Here is a 24,623-nt window from a genome sequence, read left to right as displayed (position 1 = left end):
GAGGTGGGTCACCGGAAGTCGGCCGGGTCGACCGTGATCCAGGTGTGCTCGGCACGGGCCACCACCCGGTCGTCGGAGTCATAGAGGCTGCTGGCGGTGAAGGTCTTGCGTCCCTCGCGTCGCAAGGTCTGGCCGACCACCACGTGGGCCTCGCCGATGACCGGCAACGCATCGACCGCGGCGGTCATCCGACCCAGCACCATCGGGCGCTCCTCGATGTCGCTGGACCAGGCGCCGACGCAGTCGAGCGCAGCCCAGGTCGAGGCGAGGGACGCGCGCCCCTGGTCGTCGACATAGGCGTGGTAGTCCTCCTGGACGCTCGGGTGCGGGGTCCAGGTGGCCGCCACCCGGTCGCAGCCGGCGACCGGCTCGACCGGGCCGGGGAAGATCCGCAGCCCGTCTCCCTCCGCGCGACCGGTGCCGCACGCGAAGCAGGTCGGGAAGGGATGCTGGCGCAGGCCGGCGTACGACGACTCCGCGTCGCGCGCGACCTCGGCCGGGACCCCCTCGACGGCGACGAGGGTGTCCTCGTCCAGCACGCGGGCGGACAGCACCGGCAGGCCGCCGAACGACGCCACCGTCGCCTCCCCGTCGTCGTGCACCTGCATCGGTGAGTCGAGCGGCGGTGGCTGACGCAGGGTGACCTCGATGGCGGGCCAGCTGTCGGCACGGTTCTCCGGGCAGTCGTGCTCCAGGAGCCCGGCCAGGGCGCCGGCGCTCCAGCCGCCGTTCCCGGAGGCCGCCGGTCCGCAGAAGCGCCCCGGGATGGTCAGCTCGTGGGCGGGGAAGTGGTGCATGGGGTGGTTCTCTCCAGCCTGGTCAGGCGCCGTCGTCGGTGCAGAGCCTCGAACCTAGCGTGATCTGCAGCATCCCTGAAGAGCCGGGCGTCCCGCCCTGGTGACGAGTAGGCAACAATGGGGACCGTGAGCGACCTGATCGACACCACCGAGATGTACCTCCGCACGATCTATGAGCTCGTGGAGGAGGGCATTGTCCCGTTGCGCGCGCGCATCGCCGAGCGGCTGCACCAGAGCGGGCCGACCGTGAGCCAGACCGTGGCGCGGATGGAGCGCGACGGTCTGCTGACCGTCGAGGGGGACCGCCACCTCCAGCTCACCGAGGAGGGGCTGGGCCTGGCCACCCGGGTGATGCGCAAGCACCGGCTCGCCGAGCGCCTGCTCACCGACGTCATCGGCCTCGACTGGGAGCTGGTGCACGCCGAGGCGTGCCGGTGGGAGCACGTCATGTCCGAGACCGTCGAGCGACGTCTGATCGAGCTGCTCGACCACCCGACCGAGTCGCCCTACGGCAACCCGATCCCCGGCCTCGACGAGCTCGGTGACTCGCGGGTCAGCGAAGACTTCATGGAGGGCGTCGAGCCGCTCTCGACGGTCGCCACCCCGACCGAGTCCCGGGTGCACATCCGCCGCATCTCCGAGGAGATGCAGAAGGATGAAGAGCTGATGAGCGCGCTGCGTCGGGTCGGTGCCGTTCCCGACAAGACGGTCGCGGTCGCCGCGACCGCCGACGGCGTGCTGCTCGGCTCGGGCGGCGAGACCGCCGAGATCATCCCCGAGGCGGCCGAGCACATCTTCGTCAAGCGCCTCTGACGGGTGGCTCCAGGGTCGGCGACAGCCCCGCTGCCAGCTCGCTGAGGAACTCACTCGCCCCGGCCTCGAGCTTGTACGTCGCCAACGCGTCGCCGCGGGTGGCTCCCCGGTTGACGATCACGACGGGGACCCCGAGCCTGGCGGCACGCTTGACGAAGCGCAGGCCGGACATCACGGTCAGCGACGACCCGACCACCAGCAAGACGCCACCGCGGTCCCCACGGCCCCGGCCCTCCACGCCGTCGTCGACGCAGGACTCCACGGCGTCATAGCTGCGTTGCACGCGATCGGTGGGGACGTTCTCGCCGAAGAACACGACGTGTGGCTTGAGCAGCCCCGCGCACTCGGTGCACCCGGGCACCACGAAGCCGGCGGTGTCGTCGAGGTCGACGTCGCCGTCGGGTCGCGTGAGCACGGCGCGGTGCGCCTCGGCGTACCCGGGGTTGAGCTCCTCGAGCCGTTCCTGCAGGGAGCGCCGAGAGGAGACGGTGCGGCAGGACAGGCAGATCACCTCCGAGATGCGGCCGTGCAGGGCGAGGGCGTTGCTGCCCGCGGCCTCGTGCAGGCCGTCGACGTTCTGGGTGATCAGCAGGCGGACCCGGCCCCGGGCCTCGAGCGCGGCCAGTGCGCGGTGCCCGGCATTGGGCTCGGCCTGCTTCATCCGGCCCCAGCCCACGTGGCTGCGGGCCCAGTAGCGCTGCCGTGCCGACGGCCCGGAGAGGAACTCCCCGAAGGTCATCGGCATCCGCGCCGGGGCATCCGGTCCGCGGTAGTCCGGGATCCCGGAGTCGGTCGACAGCCCGGCTCCGGTGAGCACGACGAGGGCGCGTCCGTCGAGCCGGGGGGCGATGCTCAACGGGCGTACCTGAGCTCCGCGCGGGCCTTGCGCTTCGCCGCCTCTTCGTCACGGTCCTTCGGCGGAGCGTTGGTGACCAGGTTGTCCAGCAGGTGCGCGGTGATGTGGGCGATCTCGTGCACGGCCTCGTCGAACGCGGCCTTGTTGGCCTGCGACGGCTTGGTCGTGCCACTGACCTTGCGGACGTACTGCAGCGCGGCGGCGGTGACCTCGTCGGAGGTCGCGGGCGGCTCGAAGTTGTTCAGCGGTCTGATGTTGCGGCACATGCCAGCAACGGTACGCCGCGTTCGGGACGCCGGTGTCGTCCCGAACGGTTCTTCCGACGTCCACGTCCCGATCCGTGACGGTCCCGATCCGTGGCGGTCCCGACCCGTGACCGTCCCGATCCGTGACCGTGTCGTGCGAAGTGGCACAGTGTCCGCATGGCAGACCGCGACCACGACATCGTCCTCTTCGGCGCCACCGGCTTCACCGGCGGCCTGACCGCCGAATACCTCGCCCGGCACGCGCCGGCCCGACTGCGCTGGGCCCTGGCCGGGCGCAACCGCGTCAAGCTCGAGGCGGTGCGCGAACGGCTCGCGGGCATCGACCCCCGGCTCGAGGCGATGGACCTCATCGTGGTGGATGCGACCGATGTCCCGGCGCTGGCCGACGTCGCCGCCCGCACTCGCGTGGTGATCAGCACCGTCGGGCCCTACGTGCAGCACGGTGAGCCGATCGTGGCTGCGTGCGCGGAGGCCGGCACCGACTACGTGGACCTCACCGGCGAGCCCGAGTTCGTCGATCGGATGTGGTTGGCCCACCACCGCACCGCGGTGGCCTCCGGTGCCCGCCTGGTGCACTCGTGCGGGTTCGACTCGATCCCGCACGACCTCGGCGCCTTCTTCACGGTGCACCAGCTGCCCGCCGACCAGCCGATCACGATGCGCGGCGTGGTGCGCAGCAACGCCACGTTCTCCGGTGGCACGTTCCACTCCGCGCTCGGCGCCATGGAGCGGGCTCGTCAGATGAAGGCGGCGTTCGCCGAGCGTCGCCGCAAGGAGGACCGGCCCGAAGGACGATCGAGCCGGGCGGTGGCCGGGAAGCCCCACCGGGACAAGCTCCTGGGCTACTGGTTGCTGCCTCTGCCGACGATCGACCCGCAGGTGGTCCAGCGCAGCGGCGCTGCGTTGGCGGCGTACGGCCCGAGGTTCCGCTACTCCCACTTCGCCGGCACCAAGACGCTCCGGTACGCCGCCGGCGGTGCGGCCGGGGTGACCGCCCTCGCGGCGGCCGCCCAGGTCGGCCCGGTGCGCAACTTCCTCAAGGGCAAGGTGAAGCAGGGGGAGGGCCCGTCGGAGTCCCGACGCCGTGCGTCGTGGTTCACCGTCGACTTCGTCGCCGAGGCGGGCGGGAAGACCGTGCACACGCGCGTCTCCGGGGGCGACCCCGGCTACACCGAGACCTCGAAGATGCTGGCTGAGTCGGCGCTGTGCCTGGCCTTCGACTCCACTCCCGAGACCGCGGGCCAGGTGACTCCCGCAGTCGCGATGGGGGACCTGCTGCTCGAGCGGTTGCGCAAGGCAGGCATGGGCTTCGACGTCATCGACGCGTGACGGTGACCGCCACCACAGCATCTCGATGTTTCGGGCTGACAGGCGGGGGACAGGGTCTTCTCCAGAGCCACAGACCTTGAGAGGACCCTCATGCGCCACCGCCGAATTCGCCTCGGGACCACCGCCGTCGCCGCCGTTCTGATCCCGATCCTGGGGCTGAGCGCCTGCGGGTCGGACGACAAGGACGACTCGTCGAACGAGTCCAGCCAGACGACCGACGAGGGTGCCACGGCTGACAGTGACCCGTCGGTGGCCGCCACGGTCGAGGAGGAGGCGCTCGAGACCGAGGAGCCCACCGAGGAGCCCGCCGAGGAGACCGCCCCCACCGGTGCGCAGCCCGAGTGGGCCCTGCCCGTGACCACGCCCGGCAAGCTCCTGACCACGGCCGAGGCCGGCGACATCAGCGTCGAGATCTACCAGGTCGGCACGGCGAAGGCGACCGACGACGGCATGTTCGTCGACCCCGACACGAACAAGCCGATCCTCAAGAAGGGCGACGAGCTCGTCATCGTGAACTACGTGATCACGAACACGGGCGCCCCCATCGACCTCGGCTCCAGCCTGGTCTCCATCTCCCCGCGCTACGACGACTGGAAGTGGATGCAGGGCATGGACGGCGACACCGACGACAGCCTCTTCGAGCCCCAGGGCGTCAACCCGGACGAGCTGGCGCCGGGTGGCTACAACGAGGCCGGCGTCTACACGCTCGGCACCGACCAGAGCTACTCCCAGGGTGAGAACTTCGCCTACCAGAAGAACTCGCCGATCACCTTCGACATCAGCGTGACGCCGGTCGACGCCAAGGGCGACCTCCTGCACGACAAGGGCGTCGACGTCGAGGTCAAGACCACGATCGAGTGATCCGCCCTCGCGGCTGACCACGCAAGAAGTCCCGGCACCGAGTCCTCGGTGCCGGGACTTCCTGCGTGGTGGGGAGAGCGCCGGGTGGCTCGACCAGGACCTCGACGCGGTCGATTGATACGGCACGCCGCTCAATACCGCCCGTGGTCAACGCTAGGCATTGCCCCGACGTGACGGGCGCCACATCTCTGTCAGGGTGACGGGAATGTCCGGAATCACCCCCTGAATCGGAGTTCTCCATGACCAGCACCTCAGCCACTGCGGAAGCCCGCCGCAGCCGAACCCTGGGATGGGTGGTCGGCCTCTCCTTCACCGCCCTTCTCTTCGACGGATACGACCTGGTCGTCTACGGCACCGTGGTCCCCACCCTGCTGGCGGACAAGAGCCAGATCGGCGCGCTGACCCCGGCGCAGGCCGGCACCCTCGGCAGCTGGGCACTCTTCGGGGTGCTGGTGGGCGCGCTGACGGCGGGCGCCATCGGCGACCGGGTCGGGCGTCGCCGGATCATGCTGGTCAACATCGCGTGGTTCTCGCTCGGCATGGCCGTGACGGCGACGACGACGAGCGTGGTCGCGTTCGGCGCCGGCCGCTTCTTCACCGGGATCGGCGTGGGCGCGCTCGTGGCCACCGTCGGGGCGCTCGTGGCGGAGTTCGCCCCGGCCGACCGCCGCAATCGCTACAACGCGTTCGTCTACAGCGGTGTCCCGGCAGGCGGGGTCCTCGCTGCGCTGGCCGCCATCGTGCTCAACGACGTGGCGGGATGGCGTGGTCTCTTCTGGATCGGCGCCCTCCCGGTCCTGTTCCTGCTGCCGCTCGCCTGGGCGAAGCTGCCGGAGTCACCGCTGTGGCTGCTCTCCCGCGGGGAGGAGGAGCGGGCCGCGGAGGTGTCCCGGCGTACCGGTATCCCGTTGCCGAGCCCTGTCGGCGGCCCCGACACCGAGGTGGCCGCGCCCGCCAAGGTCGGTTACGCAGCGCTGGCCGCGCGACCCCTGCTCGTGCCCACCGTCCTCCTGGGCCTGATGAGCTTCTCCGGGCTGCTCCTGACCTACGGCCTCAACACCTGGCTCCCGCAGATCATGGGCAGCAAGGGCTACGGCAAGGACTACGCACTGGCGTTCCTGCTGATCCTCAACCTGGGGGCCATCGTGGGTGGCCTGATCGCCTCCTGGGTGGCCGATCGCGTGGGTGCGCAACGCGTGGTCGCGACCACGTTCGTGTTGGCCGCGCTGGCCCTGTTGCTGATGCCGCTCGGTCTCCCGTTTGGCGTGCTGTTGACCGCGGTCGCCGTGGCCGGGGTGGGAACCATCGGCACGCAGGTGCTGATCTACGGACTGGTGTCGAACTACTACCCGACCACCGCGCGGGCCGCGGGCGTCGCCTGGTGCGCGGGCTTCGGCCGCCTGGGCGGGATCGTGGGACCGGTGATCGGCGGGATCCTCGTGAGCGCCGGCGTCGGCGGCAGCACGGCGTTCCAGGTGTTCGCCGTGATCAGCATCGTGGGCGCCCTGGTCACCGTCAGCGTCCGGGGCGTGGCCCGAGGTCGTACGCCGACCGCCGATGCCGGGCACCACGAGGCCACGGCAGCCCGGGATGCCGTGCCGGCCTGACCTCCGACCCGAGGGCCCCTCACTGCCGAGCCGGAGCCCAGGGTCCGCAGCGAGGACAGGTCGCTCCTGCGCGACGAGATCGACACGGTGCGGGCCGGTGGGCGGAGAGCCGGGGCCCGGCAGCGAGAGCGAGGGCCAGGCAGGGGGAGAGCCGAGGGCCCGGCAGCGGAGAGCACTCCGTTGTCGGGCCCGTCGTCGGGCGGTCCGGAAGACCGTGTGCCCCAGGCAAGAGTCGAACTTGCGACCTTTCGCTTAGGAGGCGGCTGCTCTATCCACTGAGCTACTGGGGCGTGGTGCCGATGGCACCGTCGGACATATTGCCATGCGCCCGAGGTTTTGGTGGATGGCGGGTTCAACCGCACAATTTGGACGGCTGCACTACCGTTCAACCGGCGCAGCGCCCCGCACCCCGATTCGAACCAGCGAGAAGAACCGAGTGAGCGACAACGAACCGAGCGGCAGACACCGCGGACAGGCCGAGCAGAAGCATCGCCTGTTGAGCGTCCTCGGCTACGGCATCCTCGCCCTCACCCTCGGGTTCGCCCTCTTCGGCGTCTACACCTATCGGCACCTCACCGAGAACCTCAACGTGCTCAACGTCGACCAGCAGCTCGGCGAGCGGCCGGACGAGGCCGACCTGACCACGCCGGGCAAGCCGTTGAACGTGATGATCATGGGGTCCGACTCCCGTGAGGGCGCGGGCAACAACATCGACGGCCTCACCGGTGGGGGTCAACGCTCCGACACCACGATCGTCATGCACCTCTCCGGAGACCGGAAGTTCGCCTACGGAGTGAGCCTGCCGCGCGACGGCATGGTCGAGCGACCCACCTGCTACGACGACGACATGAACGCGATCCCCGGCGGGTTCGACATGTGGAACTCGGCCTTCGCCTACGGCGGCCCGGCCTGCACGATCCGACAGTTCGAGCAGCTGACCGGGGTGCGCATCAACCACTTCGTGGTCGTCGACTTCAACGGGTTCAGGGACATGGTCGACGCGATCGACGGTGTCGAGGTCTGCATCCCCGAGGACGTCGACGACCCCGTGGGCAACATCCACCTCGACGCCGGCACCCGTGAGCTCAAGGGCCAGGAGGCGCTCGACTACGTCCGCATCCGGCACAACATCTCCAGCAACGGCGACATCGGCCGGATGAAGCGGCAACAGGCGTTCGTCGCAGCGATGGCCAACAAGGTGATGTCCAAGGGCGTCCTGGGGCGTCCGGACCGACTCTTCAGCTTCCTCAGCGCGGCGATGAAGTCCCTGACCGTCGACCAGCGCCTGGGCTCGCCGAAGAAGATCGCCGACCTGGCCAGCGAGTTCCAGCACATCGGCACCGACAACATCAAGTTCATCACCGTGCCGTGGAAGTTCTACGAGCCCGACCCGAACCGCCTGGTCTGGGACGAGCCGGCCGCCAACGAGCTCTGGAAGAAGATGCGGTACGACGAGCCGCTGAGCAAGCGCCTCACCACCGACGTCATCACCGCCGAGAACCGGCCGGGCTCCACCGCCAGCCCCGATGCGGACGCGTCCGAGTCACCCACGGACGACCCGTCCGCCGACGCCTCCGACACGCCGTCGCCCCCCTCCACGACGCCTTCCGAGACCTCCGACCAGGCCGAGATGGCTGCCGCCAACGGCCTGTGTGGCTGAGTCGGCCCGGACCCAGTGGGATGATGGCCCGATGACCCAGCCGTACGACCAGGACCCGCCGGGCTCGGACCCGGCCGGCTCGGACCCGGCCGGCTCGGACCCGGGCGGCTCGGACCCGGGCGGCTCGGACCCGGCCGACGAGCGGGAGACGTCGCCACCGAGGGAGACACCGTGGCAGCGACGCAAGCGACTGGCCGCGATCTTCGGTGACGTGCTCCCCGAGACCACCGGCGACGAGCGCTCGAGCGGCAACGACGAGGGCAAGCCTGACGACTGGTACCGCTCCCAGGTCCCGCCCCACCACGGTTGACGCCTCTGCCGTGCCTGGCTGTGGCCTGAGCGTGTCTCCCAGCTCGACCCCTGGGGTCCGTTCGACATGCAGTTGCGGTGGTTCCGCCGCGAGCTGAGCGTGGGCTCGGTCGGCGTACGGGCCAACTGCATGTCGGTCGGGACCGCGGACGGAGCGCCTGTGGACAGGCGTTCGCGTCGAACCGCGCCGGGAGCAAGACTGCCTCCATGGACGCGGCCTACGCCTTGGCTCAACTGGGTGGCTGCGCCACGACGGCCCGGCTGCGTCGTTTCTGTCGGCGCAGCGAGATCGAGCAAGCCCTGTCCGACGGCGCGATCGTCCGTTGCGGCAAGGGGAAGTATGCCGTGCCCGGCCTCGATGCCGCCTGGCGTGAGGCCCACCGTCTCAGCGCGGTGGTCAGCGGTCGCAGCGCTGCCCAGTTCTGGGAGCTGGACCTGTGCCTTGCGCCGGGGGAGGAGGTGACTCCGGAACTGACCGTGCCCCGCAACCGCAAGATCGCTCCGGAACGCCGGGAGGGCGTGTCGATCAAGTGGCGGAACCTACCGGCGGCCAGCGTGGTCGAGGTCGGCCGGGGATGGGGCAACCACTCAACAGGCCGAGTGACGACGCTGGTCCAGACCGTGCTCGACTGCTGTCGCGACCTGCCGGAGCGTGATGCGTTGTGCGTCGTGGATGCGGCGCTGCGCAAGGGCCAGAGTCGGACGGTCCTGCTCGCCGCCGCCCTGGAACTGCCGGCCATCGCCCGGAGCAGGGTGCGTCGTGTGATCGAGCAGGGCGACGGCCGATCCGCCAACGCCTTCGAGACCTGCCTGCGTCACATTGCTCGATCGGTGCCCGGGCTGGACGTCGTCGCGCAGGTGCAGATCGGAGAGCACCGGGTCGACCTCGCCGACGCGGCCCGGAAGATCGTGGTGGAGGCCGAGTCCTTTGCCTTCCACGGATCGAAGGAGATGTTCCGGGTGGATTGCCGGCGCTATACGTGGCTCACCACGACAGGGTGGATCGTCTGGCGCTTCGTCTGGGAGGACGTGATGCTCAAGCCGGACGAGGTGCGTGTGGCCATGGTCCGGGGACTGGCGATCCGTTCGACATGCAGCTGCGGTGGTTTCGCCTTGAGCTGAGCGTGGGCCGGGTCGGCATACGGGTCAGCTGCATGTCGGTCGGACCGCGGTGGCGCGCCGGCGTGGGGCTGGAAGAGCGAACGAGGCCCGCCCCCGAAGGGACGGACCTCGTCAGTGGAACAGGTGGATCAGGGACGTGCGGCGAGCTGGTCGCGGATCTGCGCGAGCAGGTCGAGCTCGGTCGGTCCGGCGATCTCGCTCGGGAAGAACCGCTCCTTGGCCTTGGTGTAGGGCACCACGACCAGGAAGTAGACGACGGCACCCATGATGATGAAGGCGATCACGGCGTTCAGGAAGGCGCCGAACGAGTTCAGCTCGTTGCTGAAGACGTCGTCGAGGCTGTCGGGCAGCAGGGCGGTCAGCCAGTTGGTGAAGGTGCTCACCACGTCGGCGAACGCCAGCGCCATGATCAGACCGGTGGCGATCTCCACCAGGTTCCCGCGAAGCAGGAAGTTCTTGAATCCATCCACTTTGGGTTCTCCTTCTCAGGATTGGGTGCCCCTCCAGGTGCTTGAGGGGGCATTGGACAGCAGCACACGCTAGCGTGAAATCGTGGCAGTGAGATAACGCGTCGCCGAGGCAGAAGCTACTTTTTCGGACAGCTCGGACGTGGTGCCGACCACGATCAGGCGCCCGGCGAGCGCATTCTGCTGCCCTGAGACGTCTCGGTGCGGCAGGGCGATGACAGGGATGTCGTCCCCCACCCGCTCGGTGGCGCCGGTGCGTTGATCGGTGGCCAGCAGGTCGATCCGGTCGCCCACCCGAAGCAGTGCGGCAGCGCCGTCGTCGGGGATCCGCACCGGGATCGCGACCAGGCCCGGGTACCCCTCGAGCAGGCTCGCGCCGACGAGTCGCGCGTCGGTGATCGGCTCTCCGCGCCGCAGCGGCCCGGTCGTCGTGCGTCCGACGGCGTACGCCGCGTCGCTGGTGTCGGTGGGGACCGTGCCCTCGGGGAAGCCGACCGTCTCCACGTCGCCGGCCGCGACGGTGCTGCCCGCGGGCAGGTCGCGCGCGGCGACGGTGACTGGCACCGTGGACGGCGGCGCCGGGGCGAGGGCCCGCAACCCGGCGAACACGGCTCCGACCACGCACAGGGCACACAGCAGGCGGCGTCTGCCGAGGACGGCGCGCCGCATCGTGTGATGAACGTCGGCGAGGCGTCGGCGCAGGTCGGTGGGAGTGTTCGCAGCCATGCCGGTGAGGCTAGGTCGATCCGGAGCGACGTGAATCGGTTCTCCACAGGTGCCGTATCATTGGCAGTCGGGATGACTGAGTGCCAGTCCTCCCGACCACGCATTCCTGATCACGTTCCTCGGAGGATTCCGGCCAGTGCCCACCTATCAGTACGCCTGCACCGAGTGCGAGCACGCCTTCGAGCAGGTCCAGAAGTTCAGCGACGACGCGCTCACCGTCTGCCCGAACTGCCACGGCCGGCTGCGCAAGGTGTTCAACGCCGTGGGTGTGGTGTTCAAGGGATCGGGCTTCTACCGCACCGACTCGCGCAGCGGCTCCTCCTCGACGATCACGTCCTCGAGCTCCGGCGGCAGCGAGTCGACCAGCGGCAGCGGCTCCAACGGCAGCCCCTCCAAGGACGGCGCGTCGAAGAACAGCTCCACGAGCAGCAGCTCCAGCAGCTCGAGCAGCAGCTCCACCTCCGGGTCGTCCACCTCCAGCGCGTCCTCCGCGTCGTGACCCCACCCCACGGGGAGAATGCCGGGGTGGATCGGGAGATCAGGTGACCCTGCAGGAGCGCTGGCTGGCGTTTCGGGCCTGGCCGTGGGGCGCTCGCTGGGCGGTCTGGGCATGTTCCTTCCTCGTGCTGGTGCTGCTGGCGGGCACGATCACCGGTGTGGTGCTGGTGCGCCACTCGTTCCCCCAGATGGACGGCGAGATCGAGGTGTCCGGCCTCGACGCCGACGTCGACGTGATCCGCGACGACAACGGCATCCCGCAGATCTACGCCGACTCCACGGCCGACCTGATGCAGGCCCAGGGCTTCGTGCACGCGCAGGACCGTTTCTACGAGATGGACATCCGGCGTCACATCACCTCCGGTCGCCTGTCCGAGCTGTTCGGCAGCACCACCCTGGAGACCGACAAGACGATCCGCACGATGGGCTGGCGTCGCGTCGCGGAGCGCGAGCTGGCGATGCTCACGCCCGAGACCCGCTCCGCGCTCGAGTCGTACGCCGACGGCGTCAACGCCTACCTCGACGGCCGGTCACCGTCGGAGATCTCGCTCGAGTACACCGTGCTCCGCGCGGGTGGGCTCGACTACCACCCCGAGCCGTGGACCCCGGTCGACTCGCTGGCCTGGCTGAAGGCGATGGCGTGGGACCTGCGCGGCAACATGGACGACGAGATCGCCCGTGTGCTGCTCTCGGTCAACCACACCCCCGACCAGGTGGATCAGCTCTACCCCGACTATCCCTTCGCCGACCACGACCCGATCGTGAACCAGGGCGCGCTGGTCGACGGTCGCTACGAACCCGACGCCACGCGTCCCGGCACCCGCAACCCGGCGCGACCGGCGTACACCGCCGACCAGGTGGACGCGCTCACCGCGGCGAAGCACACCATGGACGCGATCCCCGCCCTGCTCGGCGAGGGGGACGGCATCGGCAGCAACAGCTGGGTCGTCGACGGCGAGCACTCCGCCACCGGGTTCCCGCTGCTGGCCAACGACCCGCACCTCGGCACCAGCCTGCCGGGCATCTGGTACCAGGTCGGCTTGCACTGCCGCACTGTCTCCGACGCCTGCCCGTTCGAGACCTCCGGCTTCAGCTTCGCCGGCGTCCCCGGAGTCGTGATCGGCCACAACGCCGACATCGCCTGGGGCTTCACCAACCTCGGCCCCGACGTCACCGACCTGTTCCTCGAGAAGGTCGCCGGCGACTCCTGGACGTACGACGGCAAGCGGCGTCCGCTGCAGACGCGGACCGAGACCATCGAGGTCCGCGACGCGGACGACTTCGAGCTGACCGTGAGGGAGACCGATCACGGCCCGCTGCTCTCCGACGTCTCGAAGGAGCTGAGCACGGTCGGCGCCAACGCAGACGCACCGGACGGACCCGATCGTGGCAACGGCTACGCGGTGGCGTTGAAGTGGACCGCGCTGGAGCCCTCGAACACCGCCGACGCGATCCTCGAGCTCAACCGGGCGTCGAACTGGGACGAGTTCCGCTCCGCCGCGGCGGACTTCGCGGTGCCGGCGCAGAACCTGGTGTATGCCGATCGGGAGGGCCACATCGGCTACCAGGCGCCCGGTCGCATCCCGATCCGCAAGTCCGGCAACGACGGCTCGCTCCCCGTGGAGGGATGGCTGCCGGAGAACGACTGGAGTGGGAAGTACATCCCCTTCGACGCGCTGCCGAAGCTGTTCGACCCGCAGGAGGGCTTCATCGTCACCGCCAACCAGGCGGTGGTTGACGACTCCTACCCGCTCTACCTCACCGACGACTGGGACCACGGCTACCGCTCCCAGCGGATCCGCGACCTGATCACTGCCGAAGGTGAGCTGTCGATCGACGAGATGACCGACCTGCAGACCGATGACCGGTCGGCGCTGGCCGACGTGCTCGTGCCGCACCTGCTCGACATCCGGTTGCCCGACGGCTATCGCAACGACGGCCAGGAGGTGCTGGCCGAATGGGACCACCGCCAGGGCACCGGCTCGGCCGGAGCCGCCTACTTCAACGTGGTCTGGAAGAACCTGCTCGAGCTGACCTTCGCCGACGAGATGCGTGAGTCGATCCGCCCCGACGGTGGCAGCCGCTGGTGGACCGTGGTGTCCGACCTCGTCGAGCGGCCGGCCGATCCCTACTGGGACGACCGGTCCACCGACGACGTCGAGACCCGCGACGACATCCTGCGGGCCGCCCTCCTCGCCGCCAGCGACGAGATCATCCGGCTCATGTCACGACGACCCGGCGAGTGGGAGTGGGGCCAGCTGCACCGGCTCGAGCTGCGCAACCAGACCTTGGGCACTTCCGGGATCGGCTTAGTGGAGGCGTTGTTCAACCGCAGTCACAAGATCGGTGGCGGCAGCTCGCTGGTCAACGCGACGTCGTGGAATGCGGCCGAGGGCTACGAGGTCACCTCGGCGCCCTCGATGCGGATGGTGGTCTCGCTGGCCGACTTCGACGACTCGCGCTGGATCAACCTGACCGGCAACTCCGGCCACGCCTTCCACGCCAACTACACCGACCAGGCAGAGCTGTTCGTCGAGGGGAAGACCTTGCCCTGGGCCTTCACGAAGGATGCCGTCGAGGCCCGTGAGGAGCACCGGCTCACGCTGACCCCGGGCGACTAGACCGGCCCCGGCTGGCCGGGACCGGGCGCCGGACCGGAATGGGCGGAACCGCGTTGGGCCGAACCGGGTAGGGCGAATCCGGCTGGGCGGACCCGGCTGGGCGGACCCGGCTAGGGCGAACGGAAGTGGCGTACGCCGGACGGCGTCACCGCGGCGGTCACCAGCCGGTCGTGCGACTCGGAAGGCACGGCATCGAGCAGCTCGGCGTCGTGCAGGAGCACGCAGGTGAAGGTGCCGACCGGCACCCGGCCCAGGGCCCGGTCGTAGGACCCACCTCCACGGCCGAGCCGCATCCCGTCCGCACCGACCGCCAGCCCGGGCACCAGCACCACCTCGGGGGTGGCGATCGCGGTCACGCCGAGACGGGGCCCGGTGGGCTCGAGCATGCCGCGTCGCGCCGAGGCCAGCGACCCGTCGTACGCCGCCCAGTCGAGGTCGTTGTCGGGCATCAGCACAGGGAGGATCACCCGCTTGCCGGCGGTGATCAACGAGTCGAGCAACAACCCGGTGCCCGGCTCCGCGCCGATCGAGACGTACGCCGCGACGCTGGCTGCCCGGCGTACCTCCGGAAGTGCCAGCAGGTGCTCGGCGATCCGGGTGGCCGCCAAGGACCGCTCGGCCAACGACAGCTGGTTGCGTGAGGTCAGCAGCTGGTCGCGCAGCGCCGTCTTCTGCGCGATCTTCTGGGCCGACTTCCGGGCAGGCATGTCTCACAGGTTAGGGGCATGGTTGTTGCCCCGGGCACCCCGCGGCCTACGATCGACCGTATGGGCAGTTCAGCACTGAACCGTGCACTCAACAAGATGGCCGAAGCCGAGATCGAGCCGGGAGCTCGTGAGGTCTTCGCGCACTACTTCCGACTCCTGGAGGCCGGCGAGACCGGGATGATCCCGGAGGAGACGATCGAGCCGCTCGACATGGAGGCCCTGGCCGATGTCGACGTCGACGACGCCGCCGCCAAGCGGGCGCTGGCCACGACGGCGGTGATCAAGCTCAACGGTGGCCTCGGCACCTCGATGGGGATGGACCGCGCCAAGTCGCTGCTGTGCGTGCGACGCGGACTCTCGTTCCTCGACATCATCGCCCGCCAGATCCTCTCCCTGCGGGCCGCCTACGACGCCCCACTGCCGCTGATCTTCATGAACAGCTTCCGCACCACCGAGGACACCATGGCGGCGCTGGCCCGCTACGAGGACCTGCCGGTCAAGGGCGTGCCGCTGGAGTTCCTGCAGAACAAGGAGCCCAAGCTCCTGGTCAAGGACCTCTCCCCGGTGAGCTGGCCGAAGGACCCCTCGCTGGAGTGGTGCCCGCCCGGCCACGGCGACATCTACACCGCCCTGGTCGGCAGCGGCCTGCTCGACCAGCTGCTCGAGGCTGGCTACGAGCGGGTCTTCGTGTCCAACTCCGACAACCTCGGCGCGACCCCGGACCCCAAGGTGGCCGGCTGGTTCGCCGAGTCGGGTGCCCCGTTCGCGATCGAGGCGGTGCGGCGCACCGCGGCCGACCGCAAGGGCGGTCACTTCGCCCGGCGCACGAGCGACGGCCGGATCATCCTGCGCGAGACCGCGCAGACGCTCGACCGGGACAAGGCGGACCTGGCGGACCTCGAGCGACACCGCTTCACCTCCACCAACAACCTCTGGTTCGACCTGGCCGCGATGAAGCAGGCGCTGGTGCAGCGCCAGGGCGTGCTGGGACTTCCGTTGATCCGCAACGTGAAGAACGTCGATCCCGGTGACCCGTCGTCGCCCGAGGTGATCCAGATCGAGACCGCCATGGGTGCGGCGATCGAGGTCTTCGAGGGTGCCCGCACGATCGAGGTGGGTCGCGAACGCTTCGTGCCGGTGAAGACCACCGACGACCTGTTGGTGCTGCGCTCCGACGTCTATGACCTCGGTTCCGACTTCGTGCTGGAGCAGACCGGCGAGCGGATCCCGTTGATCACCCTCGACCGGGACGTCTATCGCCTGGTCGGGGAGTTCGACAAGCGATTCCCGCAGGGGGCGCCGTCGCTGCGTGGTGCCGAGTCACTGACGGTCGAGGGCGACTGGACCTTCGAGCCGAACGTGACGGTGACCGGCGCGGTGTCGCTCGATCGACAGCCCGGCGCCCAGCGCGTGGCCACGGGGACGGTGCTCGATGGCTGAGCTCGTCCCTGTCGCCGACCACGTCGCCCGCATCCTCGACACGATCGAGCCGTTGGGCGTCTACGGCCAGTCGTTGCTCGACGCCGCTGGCCTGCCGATCGCCGAGGACGTGGTGGCCCCGATGCCGCTGCCGCCCTTCGACAACTCCGCGATGGACGGTTATGCGGTTGTCTTCCACGACGTCGCCGACGCGGCCGAGGACCACCACGTCCACCTGCCGGTGGTCGGTGAGATCGGGGCCGGTCAGGCGAAGCTGACCGCGATGTCACCCGGCACCGCGGTGAAGATCATGACCGGTGCACCGATGCCCTCCGGCGCCGACGCGGTGGTGCCCTACGAGTGGACCGACCGAGGCGTCGCCCAGGTGCAGATCCACCAGCCCCCCAAGCTGGGACAGCACATCCGTCGCGCGGGCGACGACGTCGAGAAGGGCGAGGTGCTGGTCTCCGAGGGCACCGTGCTCGGCCCGCGCCAGATCGGCCTCCTGGCTGCCGCCGGGAGGGCGGAGGTGCAGGCCCGGCCGCGGCCGCGGGTGGTGGTGATGTCGACCGGCAGCGAGCTGCGCGACCCCGGGCAGCCCCTGTCGCGCGACTCGATCTTCGACGCGAACTCGTTCATGCTCGCTGCCGCCGTACGCGCCGCCGGCGGCATCCCGTTCCGGGTCGGGTCCGTGCCCGACGACCGGGCCGGCTTCACCGAGGCACTGCACGACCAGCTCGTGCGGGCGGACCTCGTGGTCACCAGTGGCGGGGTCAGCGAGGGCGACTACGACGTGGTCAAGGAGGCCCTGCGCGACACCGGCACGATGTGGTTCGGCAAGGTTGCGATGCAGCCCGGCAAGCCGCAGGGCTTCGGCGTCGTCGGTGACGACGAGGTGCCGATCTTCACGCTCCCGGGCAACCCGGTGTCGGCGTACGTCTCGTTCCAGGTGTTCGTGCTCCCCGCCCTGCGCAAGCTGCAGGGCCACCGTCCCCACGAGCGGCCGACACGAACGGCGCGGCTGACGCACGGCTTCACCTCGCCCGACGGGCGTGCGCAGTTCGTGCGCGCCGACTACGACTCCTCGGTGGTCACCCCGGTCGGTGGGCACGGCTCCCACCTGATCGGCGACCTGGCCAGCTCCAACGCCCTGATCGTGGTGCCGGAGGACGTCACCTCGCTCAAGCCGGGTGACTCGGTGCAGGTGCTCCTCCTCGACGAGGCCTACTGATGGGTGACCGGCTCACCCACGTCGACGAGACCGGCGCAGCGCGCATGGTCGACGTCTCCGACAAGTCCGTCACCGCGCGCCAGGCGACCGCATCCGGGCGCGTGCTGGTCTCGCCTGCTGTCGTCGCGCTGCTGCGCGGCGAGGGCGTACCCAAGGGTGACGCCCTCGGTGTGGCCAGGCTGGCCGGCATCATGGGGGCCAAGCAGACGCCGTCGCTGATCCCGCTGTGCCACCCGTTGGCGATCTCGGGCGTCACCGTCGACCTGGTCGTCGGCGACGAGTCGGTCGACATCTCCGCGACCGTGCGCACCACCGACCGCACCGGCGTCGAGATGGAGGCGCTCACCGCAGTCTCGGTCGCCGCCCTCACGGTGATCGACATGGTCAAGGCCGTCGACAAGGGCGCCGTGATCACCGACGTACGCATCGAGGCGAAGTCCGGCGGCAAGTCGGGGGAGTGGACCCGGTGACCACACCTCCGGCCGCGCCGCTGCCGGCCGCCGTCGTGGTGGCCTCCAACCGTGCCGCAGCCGGGGTCTACGACGACACGACGGGTCCACTGATCGTGAATGCCTTGCAGGCTTGGGGATTCGCGGTATCCGAGCCGGCCGTCGTGCCGGACGGTGATCCGGTCGGTGAGGCGATCGCCGCCGCCGTTGACGCCGGCGCCCGTGTGGTGATCACCACCGGGGGGACCGGGCTCACCCCGACGGACCGGACGCCCGAGGCCACGCGCCCGCTCCTGGACCGGGAGGTGCCCGGGATCGCCGAGTCGATCCGGGCCCACGGCGTCGCCAAGGGCATCCCCACCGCAGCCCTGTCCCGCGGGCTGGCGGGGGTGTCCGGGTCGTGTCTCGTGGTGAACCTGCCCGGCTCACGCGGTGGAGTGAAGGACGGGATCGCGGTGCTCGAGCCGTTGCTGCGCCACGCCGTCGAGCAGGTCGTCGGGAGCGACCACTGATGAGCCACTGGCCGGTCACCCTGCAGCACGGTGACGTCACTCTTCGGCCGATCGAGCAGGGGGACGCGCGCGACTGGCGTGAGGCCCGCGCGCGCAACGCCGACTGGTTGAGGCCGTGGGACGCCACCGTCCCACCCGGCGCCAAAGGACGCCCCGCGACCTTCCGCGGCATGGTGAAGCGGTTGAGCAGGCTGGCCCGCGACGACCAGGCGATGCCGTTCGTGGTCGAGGTCGAGGGTCGTCTCGTCGGTCAGGTGACGGTGAGCAACATCGTCCGCGGGTCGGGGCAGTTCGCCTCGATCGGCTACTGGATCGACCAACGCGTGGCCGGTCGTGGAGTGATGCCGCTGGCGGTGGCGATGACCATCGACTACTGCTTCTTCGTGGCCGGTCTGCACCGCATCGAGATCTCCATCCGCCCGGAGAACACCAACTCCCTGCGGGTGGTGGAGAAGCTCGAGATCCACGAGGTCGGCTATGCGCCGAGATTCCTGCACATCGACGGTGAGTGGCGCGACCACCGACAGTTCGCGATCACGGCCGAGGAGTGTCCCGGTGGGCTCGTGAAGCGGCTGGAGCGCTGACCGACCTCTCCCGCTCGTACGACGCGCTCCCCATGAGGCTGCGCAACGTATGACGCCCCGCAGCGTCATGCGGTGTGGTCGCCGGGGCCACCGGGACGTATGACGCCCCGCAGCGTCATGCGGTGTGGTTGCCGGGGCCGCCAGGACGTATGACGTTGCGAGCAGCGCGGAATCACACAGGTCACATGAGTTGTTTTGCGACACACCTATGGACATCCGTCTCAGGCTGCGCTATCGATCTAACCTCTGAGGCGTGGACCTGTCCGGAATCATCTTCGTCGCCCTTGCCATCGCGTGGGCTGTTTACCTGATCCCCAAGGCACTGCGTCACCACGAGGAGGTGTCGCGCAGTCGGTCGGTCGACCGGTTCTCCGACACCATGCGGGTGCTGGCCCGCCGGGTGCCGAGCGGGAAGGGCAGCGCCCGCCTCGTCGTGCAGCCCGGACGTTCCGACAACCGCACCAGCGTGACCGTCAAGCCCTCGACTCCGGTTGCACCTGCCTCGCCGGAGCTGATCCGGGCTCGTCGCGAGGCGACCCGGGTCGCGACCGCGCGTCGTCGTCGGGTGTTCTCACTCCTGGTCCTGCTCAACGTGGCCGTCGCTGCCGTCGCCGCGGCCGGCGTCATCGGTTGGGTCTGGCAGGCCGTCCCGGGCGGGCTCCTGGTCGTGTGGCTGGTGCTGTGCCGGGTGATGGTCAGGAACGAGATCGCCGCGGACGGCGTGCTGCTCGGCACCGCTCCGGTGGACGACGTGGTCGAGGACGAACCCCGGGAGACCGACTCAGACGTCCCCGCCGACTACGCCGTGGCTCGCAATGACCAGGGCTTCGACGAGGTCGCACCGTCCGCCGACACCTCCACGATCCACGCGGTCGACCCCGACCTGTGGGACCCGCTGCCGGTGACCTTGCCGACGTACGTCTCCAAGCCGGCGGCGGTCCGCCGCTCCGTGCGCACGATCAACCTCGGTGAGCCCGGTGCCTGGACCTCGGGTCGCACCGACGAGGCCGCCGTGCTGGCCCGCCAGTCCGACGCCGCCGACCAGGCCGCCCGCGACGACCGCGACCAGGGCGAGGAGAAGCAGGTCGTCAACTCCTGAGCGGGTCCGGTGGTCGAGCTCGTCGAGCCGTCGGGAGCACGGTCCAATTCGGAAGTCGTCGAGCCGGGGTGCTATCTTTTTTACTCGCGTGAGTACGTCGACGCGATGGGGCTTTGGCGCAGTTGGTAGCGCGTCTCGTTCGCAATGAGAAGGTCAGGGGTTCGAATCCCCTAAGCTCCACCAGGCAGACATCTCGAGGAAGCCCGGGCCATCGGCCCGGGCTTTCTTGCACTCCGGCACGGATCCGGGTCGATCCGACCGCCGCTAGGGTGGCTCACCACGTGGGGCGAGACGACGAACGAGGTCATTCATGGGGCACGGTCACGGACGGCACGCCGCACCCGAGACCCGCACCATGTTCCGGGTCGCCCTGTGGATCGTCGGACCCCTCGCCGTGCTCACCCTCGCGGCCCTGGTCTGGCTCTGGCCGAGTGACGGAGTCTCGCCCTCCGACAACGAGGCCCAGGAGCACAACGCCCGCATCACGGAGATCCGGTCCGAACCGTGCGCCGAGGGGGTCCCCGACGACGTCAACGGCTGCGGGCAGGCCACCGTGGAGATCGACGAGGGGAGCGAGGCGGGGTCGTCCGTCGACGTGGTCCTGCCCAGTGGGCCGGGTGCGCCGGTGGTGGACGAGGGCGATGCGGTCGTCGTCATCGCCAGCGAGGGGCCTGACGGCCAGATCTACTCGATCGTGGACCACCAGCGCGGGCTGCAGCTCTGGCTGCTCGGCGGCGTCTTCGTGCTGATCCTGCTCCTGTTCGGCCGCTGGCGAGGGCTCGCTGCCCTCTTCGGCCTGACCGTGACCTTCAGCGTGCTGCTGTTCTTCGTCGTGCCGGCCGTGCTCGAGGGGGAGTCGCCGCTCCTGGTGGCCATCGTCGCCTCGGCCGCGATCACGCTGGTGGTGCTCTACCTGACCCATGGACTCACCTTGGCCACGACGGTCGCCGTGCTCGGAACCCTCGCCAGTCTCGCCCTGACCGGTGTCCTGGCCATGGCCTCGGTCGCCCTGCTGAACCTCGGCGGAGTCACCGACGACATCTCCACGGCGGTGGTGTCGACCTACGAGATCGACATGCGCGGACTGCTCATCGCGAGCATCGTGATCGGGTCGGTCGGTGTGCTCGACGACGTGACCGTCACCCAGTCGGCAACGGTCGCCGAGCTGGCCCATGCCAACCCCGGCTACCGGTTTCGGCACCTCTACGGCGCGGCCAGCCGGGTCGGCCGTTCCCACATCGCCTCCGTGGTCAACACGATCGTCCTGGCCTACGCCGGGTCGTCGCTGCCGCTGCTGGTGCTCATCGTCGCCAACAACAACTCCTTGAGCGACGTGGTGACCACGCAGCTGATCACGCAGGAGCTGGTGCGCAGCGTGGTGGCGACCACCGGCCTCATTGCCGCGGTACCCATGACGACTGCCCTGGCCGCCTTCGTGATCCGCAACGCCCGACCTGAGCGAGCTGAGCGGGGGGATTGACCGCCGGGGCCTGCGCCCCCGTCTGTCACACTGTGCTGTGAAATTCCTCGACCACGATGCGGCCCTGGTCTCGATGGCGGACAAGATGGCCGAGCTCAAGCCCCACCTGCGCGGCTGGCTGCATGCCGGCTCGGTCCCGCTCGTGCTGGCGGCCGGCGTGGTGCTGATCGTGCTCTCACCCACGACCGCGACCAAGGTGGGATCGGCGGTCTTCATCGCCTCGGCGCTGATGTTGTTCGGGGTCTCGGCCATCTATCACCGGGGCACCTGGCAGCCCGCGATCTGGGCCCTGCTGCGGCGGCTCGACCACTCCAACATCTTCATCCTGATCGCGGGCAGCTACACGGCCTTCGCCATGTTGCTGCTGCACGGGGACGCTCGCCTCGTCCTTCTCGTCGGCATCTGGACGACGGCCGTGCTGGGCGTGGTGTTCCGGGTGTTCTGGATCGGTGCTCCACGCTGGCTCTACACGCCCATCTACATCGGGATGGGGTGGACCGCGGTCTTCTTCATCCCCCAGTTCATCGACGGGGCCAAGTCGCTGAGCACCCCGATCGCGATCGCCACGCTGGTCCTCGTGGTCGTCGGCGGCCTGCTCTACACGCTCGGCGGAGTGACCTACGCACTGAAGCGTCCCAACCCCAAGCCGGAGTGGTTCGGTTTCCACGAGGTCTTCCACACCTTCACGCTGCTGGCCTTCGCTGCCCACTACGTGGCCGTCTCGTTGGCGACCTACGACCTGCGGTGAGCCTCGGCGTCCCGGCGGGTGGATCCTGTGGAACTCGCTCGGTGGTCGAATGCGGAGATCCCCACGGAGCGTGCGTAGAATGACGGTGTAGAGGTCAGGTTTCGCAACCCCTCCGTTCCATCGGTTCGCCATGATCGGACCAGTCGGCCGCCTCGTCGGTTCGCCTCTGTGCAGCAGAGCCAGACGCGACCGGACGCGCCCGTCGCTCGAGGGAGAAGCGCCTGGCGACCTCTACGCCCTGACCGGGCCCTCCAGAGGAGCAGATTCTTGGCAAGACGAGGCCAGCGCCGACAGACCGGTGCCACGCGACCCGCCCAGAAGAACCAGAAGAACGGGCGGAGCAACCAGCGCCGCAACCGACCCCTCGACAACGAGGGGATCATCCCGGTGCTCGCGCGCGCCGTGCGTGAGGTCGAGATCGCGGTGCAGAAGAGCAACGTCCTGCGCCCCGACCGCACCAAGTTCCAGGTCGTCGCCCTGCTGGTGCGTGAGGAACGTGCCCGCATCAAGGCCGACGAGGAGCTCACCGAGAACCAGCGCGGCGAGCAGCTCAAGCGCCTCGACGGGATCGCCACGATCCTCGCCAAGACCGCTGCCCGCGACACGTCCCTGCTGGAGCTGCTCACCGAGGAGGCGTCGGTCTCCGACGCCGCTCGCGGGCTCAAGCGCGAGATGATGCTCGCCGCCGGGTTCGACGTACCCGAAGAGACGGTGAGCCGGGAGACGGCCGTGGTCAACGGCTCCGTGGAGCGCCGCGTGGTGCCGCAGTCGGTGATCGCCCGCCAGCTCTCCAACCCGTTCCTTGCCCCCGACTTCTCCGCCCCGCCCCCGGTCACCCCGAAGACCCATCGACTGGCCACGTGGGAGCTGCTCGGCCCGCTCTTCCGCTCCTTCGAGTACGGCGGCGCGTCCTCCTGCATGAAGCTGCCGGACCCGCAGACGGCCACCACCGCCAACGGGCACGAGCTCATGCACCACCAGGCCGAGCTGGTCGCGGCCGCGGCCGAGGGGCACCGCACCTTCCTGCTCGCCGACGAGCCCGGCCTGGGCAAGACCGCCCAGGCACTGCTGGCCGCCCAGGCTGCCGAGGCCTACCCGCTGCTGGTCGTCGTGCCGTCGGTGGTCAAGACCAACTGGGCCCGCGAGGCCGAGATCTGGACACCGAACCGGCCCACCACCGTGATCCACGGTGACGGCGACACCATCGACGGCTTCGCCGACATCGTGATCGTGAACTACGAGATCCTCGACCGCCACGTCGGATGGCTGGGCAACTTCGGTTTCCGAGGCATGGTCATCGACGAGGCGCACTTCATCAAGAACAAGACGTCGCAGCGTTCCCAGCACGCGCTCGAGATCGCGGACCGCATCCGGGCCCGCCATGCTCGTCCGCTGATGATGGCCCTCACCGGCACCCCGTTGATCAACGACATCGAGGACTTCCGGGCGATCTGGCAGTTCCTCGGCTGGATCGACGACAAGAAGCCTCGCGCCGAGCTGATGGCCGCGCTCGAGGAGACCGGCCTCTCTCCGGTCGACTCCGGCTTCTACTCCGCGGCCCGCAACGCCGTGATCGAGATGGGCATCGTGCGGCGCCGCAAGGTCGACGTCGCCTCCGACATCCCGGCCCGTCGGGTCGCCGACCTCCCGGTCGAGCTCGACGGCGCCCTCGGTCGCTCGATCCACGAGTCCGAGCGCCGCCTCGCCAAGCGCCTGGTGCACCGCTACCAGACGGCACTCGAGACGCGATCGGTCGGCGTCACCGTCGACGGCATCGACCACGAGCTCGTACGCCGGGTGGCGACGTGGGAGCGCGAGGACACCGCCAGCAACGAGTCCGGTGAGAACGTCTTCACGATGATGCGCCGCATCGGTGAGGCGAAGGCCGGCCTGGCCGCGGACTACGCGGCCCAGCTGGCTCGCAACGTCGGCAAGGTGGTCTTCTTCGCCAAGCACATCGACGTGATGGACACCGCGCAGGAGACGTTCGCCAAGCGCGACATCCGCTACGCGTCCATCCGCGGCGACCAGACCCCGCGCGAGCGCCAGAAGAACATCGATGCGTTCGTCAACGACCCCGACGTCGAGATCGTCGTCTGCTCGCTGACCGCCGCCGGCGTCGGGCTGAACCTGCAGGTCGCCTCCAACATGGTGCTGGCCGAGCTCTCGTGGACCGACGCCGAGCAGACCCAGGCGATCGACCGGATCCACCGCATCGGGCAGGCCGAGCCGGTCACTGCGTGGCGGATCATCGCCTCCCAGACCCTCGACACCAAGATCGCCGAGCTGATCGACAGCAAGGCCGGCCTGGCCGCGCGAGCGCTCGACGGCTCCGACGAGGAGATCGCCGACTCCGCCGACGTGCAGCTCGAGGCATTGGTCGCGATGCTCACCGAGGAGCTCGAGCGGTTGGCCGTCTGAGCGTGAACGGACGCCAGGTGGGCGGCCTCACCGGGGCTGCC

General features: G+C 69.6%; 24 protein-coding genes and 2 tRNA genes. 19 read left to right on the top strand and 7 right to left on the bottom strand.

Going from position 1 to position 24,623, the window contains the following annotated elements; genetic code table 11:
• Positions 1-8 precede the first annotated feature (8 nt).
• Complete coding sequence (locus ncot_RS16590; protein ID WP_168618597.1) at positions 9-797, bottom strand: hypothetical protein; 789 nt, start codon at positions 795-797, stop codon at positions 9-11.
• A gap of 126 nt (positions 798-923) precedes the next feature.
• On the opposite strand from ncot_RS16590, the gene ncot_RS16585 reads away from it, so the two are divergent.
• Positions 924-1,610: a metal-dependent transcriptional regulator gene (locus tag ncot_RS16585; RefSeq protein WP_168618596.1), complete on the top strand. Its 687-nt coding sequence runs from the start codon at positions 924-926 to the stop codon at positions 1,608-1,610.
• Here the strand turns inward: ncot_RS16585 and ncot_RS16580 are convergent.
• Both ncot_RS16580 and ncot_RS16575 read right to left on the bottom strand, forming a co-directional pair.
• Positions 1,597-2,466 carry a Sir2 family NAD-dependent protein deacetylase gene (locus ncot_RS16580; protein WP_168618595.1) on the bottom strand — a complete coding sequence of 290 codons (870 nt, stop codon included), beginning with the start codon at positions 2,464-2,466 and terminating at the stop codon, positions 1,597-1,599. The genes ncot_RS16585 and ncot_RS16580 overlap by 14 nt on opposite strands.
• On the bottom strand, positions 2,463-2,732 hold the full coding sequence (locus tag ncot_RS16575; protein ID WP_168618594.1) for a DUF2277 domain-containing protein: 270 nt from the start codon (positions 2,730-2,732) through the stop codon (positions 2,463-2,465). Before ncot_RS16575 ends, ncot_RS16580 begins: the two co-directional genes overlap by 4 nt.
• Before the next feature lie 156 nt (positions 2,733-2,888).
• Between ncot_RS16575 and ncot_RS16570 the strand changes: the two genes are divergently transcribed.
• The 3 genes from ncot_RS16570 (at position 2,889) to ncot_RS16560 (ending at position 6,529) form a co-directional block, all read left to right on the top strand.
• Positions 2,889-4,061 carry a saccharopine dehydrogenase NADP-binding domain-containing protein gene (locus tag ncot_RS16570; protein WP_168618593.1) on the top strand — a complete coding sequence of 391 codons (1,173 nt, stop codon included), beginning with the start codon at positions 2,889-2,891 and terminating at the stop codon, positions 4,059-4,061.
• Positions 4,062-4,151: 90 nt separating this feature from the next.
• A complete protein-coding gene (locus ncot_RS16565; protein ID WP_168618592.1) occupies positions 4,152-4,922 on the top strand; it encodes a hypothetical protein in 771 nt (256 codons plus the stop codon).
• 239 nt (positions 4,923-5,161) lie between these two features.
• Positions 5,162-6,529, top strand: a complete 1,368-nt coding sequence (locus ncot_RS16560; RefSeq protein WP_168618591.1) for an aromatic acid/H+ symport family MFS transporter — start codon at positions 5,162-5,164, stop codon at positions 6,527-6,529.
• Between the two features lie 217 nt (positions 6,530-6,746).
• On the opposite strand, the gene ncot_RS16555 is transcribed toward ncot_RS16560, so the two are convergent.
• Positions 6,747-6,819, bottom strand: a tRNA-Arg gene (locus tag ncot_RS16555).
• Positions 6,820-6,965: 146 nt separating this feature from the next.
• Between ncot_RS16555 and ncot_RS16550 the strand changes: the two genes are divergently transcribed.
• From ncot_RS16550 to ncot_RS16540, 3 genes are all read left to right on the top strand, one after another.
• A complete protein-coding gene (locus ncot_RS16550) occupies positions 6,966-8,189 on the top strand; it encodes an LCP family protein (protein WP_240937944.1) in 1,224 nt (407 codons plus the stop codon).
• Between the two features lie 31 nt (positions 8,190-8,220).
• Complete coding sequence (locus ncot_RS16545; RefSeq protein ID WP_168615750.1) at positions 8,221-8,499, top strand: hypothetical protein; 279 nt, start codon at positions 8,221-8,223, stop codon at positions 8,497-8,499.
• A 206-nt stretch (positions 8,500-8,705) separates the two neighbouring features.
• The gene (locus tag ncot_RS16540) at positions 8,706-9,620 is read left to right on the top strand and encodes a DUF559 domain-containing protein (RefSeq protein ID WP_168618589.1); all 915 of its coding nucleotides are present in this window, start codon (positions 8,706-8,708) and stop codon (positions 9,618-9,620) included.
• A gap of 128 nt (positions 9,621-9,748) precedes the next feature.
• On the opposite strand, the gene ncot_RS16535 is transcribed toward ncot_RS16540, so the two are convergent.
• Together ncot_RS16535 and ncot_RS16530 are read right to left on the bottom strand one after the other, a co-directional pair.
• On the bottom strand, positions 9,749-10,090 hold the full coding sequence (locus tag ncot_RS16535) for an MscL family protein (protein WP_168618588.1): 342 nt from the start codon (positions 10,088-10,090) through the stop codon (positions 9,749-9,751).
• A 69-nt stretch (positions 10,091-10,159) separates the two neighbouring features.
• The gene (locus ncot_RS16530; RefSeq protein WP_168618587.1) at positions 10,160-10,813 is read right to left on the bottom strand and encodes an SAF domain-containing protein; all 654 of its coding nucleotides are present in this window, start codon (positions 10,811-10,813) and stop codon (positions 10,160-10,162) included.
• Positions 10,814-10,949: 136 nt separating this feature from the next.
• Here ncot_RS16530 and ncot_RS16525 point away from each other — a divergent pair, with 136 nt between their 5' ends.
• Both ncot_RS16525 and ncot_RS16520 read left to right on the top strand, forming a co-directional pair.
• Positions 10,950-11,312 (top strand): FmdB family zinc ribbon protein, encoded by a 363-nt coding sequence (locus ncot_RS16525; RefSeq protein ID WP_168618586.1) that lies wholly within the window; start codon positions 10,950-10,952, stop codon positions 11,310-11,312.
• 43 nt (positions 11,313-11,355) lie between these two features.
• Positions 11,356-13,932, top strand: a complete 2,577-nt coding sequence (locus ncot_RS16520; protein WP_240937943.1) for a penicillin acylase family protein — start codon at positions 11,356-11,358, stop codon at positions 13,930-13,932.
• A 110-nt stretch (positions 13,933-14,042) separates the two neighbouring features.
• Here the strand turns inward: ncot_RS16520 and ncot_RS16515 are convergent, their stop codons facing one another.
• A complete protein-coding gene (locus ncot_RS16515; RefSeq protein ID WP_168618585.1) occupies positions 14,043-14,639 on the bottom strand; it encodes a 5-formyltetrahydrofolate cyclo-ligase in 597 nt (198 codons plus the stop codon).
• A gap of 60 nt (positions 14,640-14,699) precedes the next feature.
• Here ncot_RS16515 and ncot_RS16510 point away from each other — a divergent pair, with 60 nt between their 5' ends.
• The 10 genes from ncot_RS16510 to ncot_RS16465 all read left to right on the top strand — a co-directional run bounded on the left by ncot_RS16510 (position 14,700) and on the right by ncot_RS16465 (position 24,582).
• A complete protein-coding gene (locus ncot_RS16510; protein ID WP_168618584.1) occupies positions 14,700-16,079 on the top strand; it encodes a UTP--glucose-1-phosphate uridylyltransferase in 1,380 nt (459 codons plus the stop codon).
• On the top strand, positions 16,072-17,289 hold the full coding sequence (gene glp, locus ncot_RS16505; RefSeq protein ID WP_168618583.1) for a gephyrin-like molybdotransferase Glp: 1,218 nt from the start codon (positions 16,072-16,074) through the stop codon (positions 17,287-17,289). Before ncot_RS16510 ends, glp begins: the two co-directional genes overlap by 8 nt.
• The gene (gene moaC / locus ncot_RS16500; protein WP_168618582.1) at positions 17,289-17,759 is read left to right on the top strand and encodes a cyclic pyranopterin monophosphate synthase MoaC; all 471 of its coding nucleotides are present in this window, start codon (positions 17,289-17,291) and stop codon (positions 17,757-17,759) included. The genes glp and moaC overlap by 1 nt, the downstream gene beginning before the upstream one ends.
• The gene (locus tag ncot_RS16495) at positions 17,756-18,250 is read left to right on the top strand and encodes a MogA/MoaB family molybdenum cofactor biosynthesis protein (RefSeq protein ID WP_240937942.1); all 495 of its coding nucleotides are present in this window, start codon (positions 17,756-17,758) and stop codon (positions 18,248-18,250) included. Before moaC ends, ncot_RS16495 begins: the two co-directional genes overlap by 4 nt.
• On the top strand, positions 18,250-18,834 hold the full coding sequence (locus tag ncot_RS16490) for a GNAT family protein (protein ID WP_168618581.1): 585 nt from the start codon (positions 18,250-18,252) through the stop codon (positions 18,832-18,834). Before ncot_RS16495 ends, ncot_RS16490 begins: the two co-directional genes overlap by 1 nt.
• Positions 18,835-19,087: 253 nt before the next feature.
• Positions 19,088-19,933, top strand: a complete 846-nt coding sequence (locus tag ncot_RS16485; RefSeq protein ID WP_168618580.1) for a hypothetical protein — start codon at positions 19,088-19,090, stop codon at positions 19,931-19,933.
• 107 nt (positions 19,934-20,040) lie between these two features.
• Positions 20,041-20,116 (top strand) — tRNA-Ala (locus tag ncot_RS16480).
• Between the two features lie 127 nt (positions 20,117-20,243).
• Complete coding sequence (locus ncot_RS16475) at positions 20,244-21,413, top strand: YibE/F family protein (protein ID WP_206065025.1); 1,170 nt, start codon at positions 20,244-20,246, stop codon at positions 21,411-21,413.
• A 37-nt stretch (positions 21,414-21,450) separates the two neighbouring features.
• Positions 21,451-22,161 (top strand): hemolysin III family protein, encoded by a 711-nt coding sequence (locus ncot_RS16470; RefSeq protein WP_240937941.1) that lies wholly within the window; start codon positions 21,451-21,453, stop codon positions 22,159-22,161.
• 267 nt (positions 22,162-22,428) lie between these two features.
• On the top strand, positions 22,429-24,582 hold the full coding sequence (locus ncot_RS16465; RefSeq protein ID WP_168618579.1) for a DEAD/DEAH box helicase: 2,154 nt from the start codon (positions 22,429-22,431) through the stop codon (positions 24,580-24,582).
• Positions 24,583-24,623: the final 41 nt, after the last annotated feature.

The organism is Nocardioides sp. JQ2195 (assembly GCF_012272695.1).
Lineage (GTDB): Bacteria > Actinomycetota > Actinomycetes > Propionibacteriales > Nocardioidaceae > Nocardioides.
Note: the sequence above shows the minus strand (reverse complement) of the source record. Positions and strands in the feature narration are given on the sequence as shown.

Excerpts from the sequence above, each read along its gene's own strand:
- ncot_RS16590 (WP_168618597.1), bottom strand. The coding sequence starts at position 797 with ATGCACCACTTCCCCGCCCACGAGCTGACCATCCCGGGGCGCTTCTGC.
- ncot_RS16575 (WP_168618594.1), bottom strand. The coding sequence starts at position 2,732 with ATGTGCCGCAACATCAGACCGCTGAACAACTTCGAGCCGCCCGCGACC.
- ncot_RS16570 (WP_168618593.1), top strand. The coding sequence starts at position 2,889 with ATGGCAGACCGCGACCACGACATCGTCCTCTTCGGCGCCACCGGCTTC.
- ncot_RS16565 (WP_168618592.1), top strand. The coding sequence starts at position 4,152 with ATGCGCCACCGCCGAATTCGCCTCGGGACCACCGCCGTCGCCGCCGTT.
- ncot_RS16560 (WP_168618591.1), top strand. The coding sequence starts at position 5,162 with ATGACCAGCACCTCAGCCACTGCGGAAGCCCGCCGCAGCCGAACCCTG.
- ncot_RS16545 (WP_168615750.1), top strand. The coding sequence starts at position 8,221 with ATGACCCAGCCGTACGACCAGGACCCGCCGGGCTCGGACCCGGCCGGC.
- ncot_RS16540 (WP_168618589.1), top strand. The coding sequence starts at position 8,706 with ATGGACGCGGCCTACGCCTTGGCTCAACTGGGTGGCTGCGCCACGACG.
- ncot_RS16530 (WP_168618587.1), bottom strand. The coding sequence starts at position 10,813 with ATGGCTGCGAACACTCCCACCGACCTGCGCCGACGCCTCGCCGACGTT.
- ncot_RS16515 (WP_168618585.1), bottom strand. The coding sequence starts at position 14,639 with ATGCCTGCCCGGAAGTCGGCCCAGAAGATCGCGCAGAAGACGGCGCTG.
- ncot_RS16510 (WP_168618584.1), top strand. The coding sequence starts at position 14,700 with ATGGGCAGTTCAGCACTGAACCGTGCACTCAACAAGATGGCCGAAGCC.
- glp (WP_168618583.1), top strand. The coding sequence starts at position 16,072 with ATGGCTGAGCTCGTCCCTGTCGCCGACCACGTCGCCCGCATCCTCGAC.
- moaC (WP_168618582.1), top strand. The coding sequence starts at position 17,289 with ATGGGTGACCGGCTCACCCACGTCGACGAGACCGGCGCAGCGCGCATG.
- ncot_RS16490 (WP_168618581.1), top strand. The coding sequence starts at position 18,250 with ATGAGCCACTGGCCGGTCACCCTGCAGCACGGTGACGTCACTCTTCGG.
- ncot_RS16475 (WP_206065025.1), top strand. The coding sequence starts at position 20,244 with ATGGGGCACGGTCACGGACGGCACGCCGCACCCGAGACCCGCACCATG.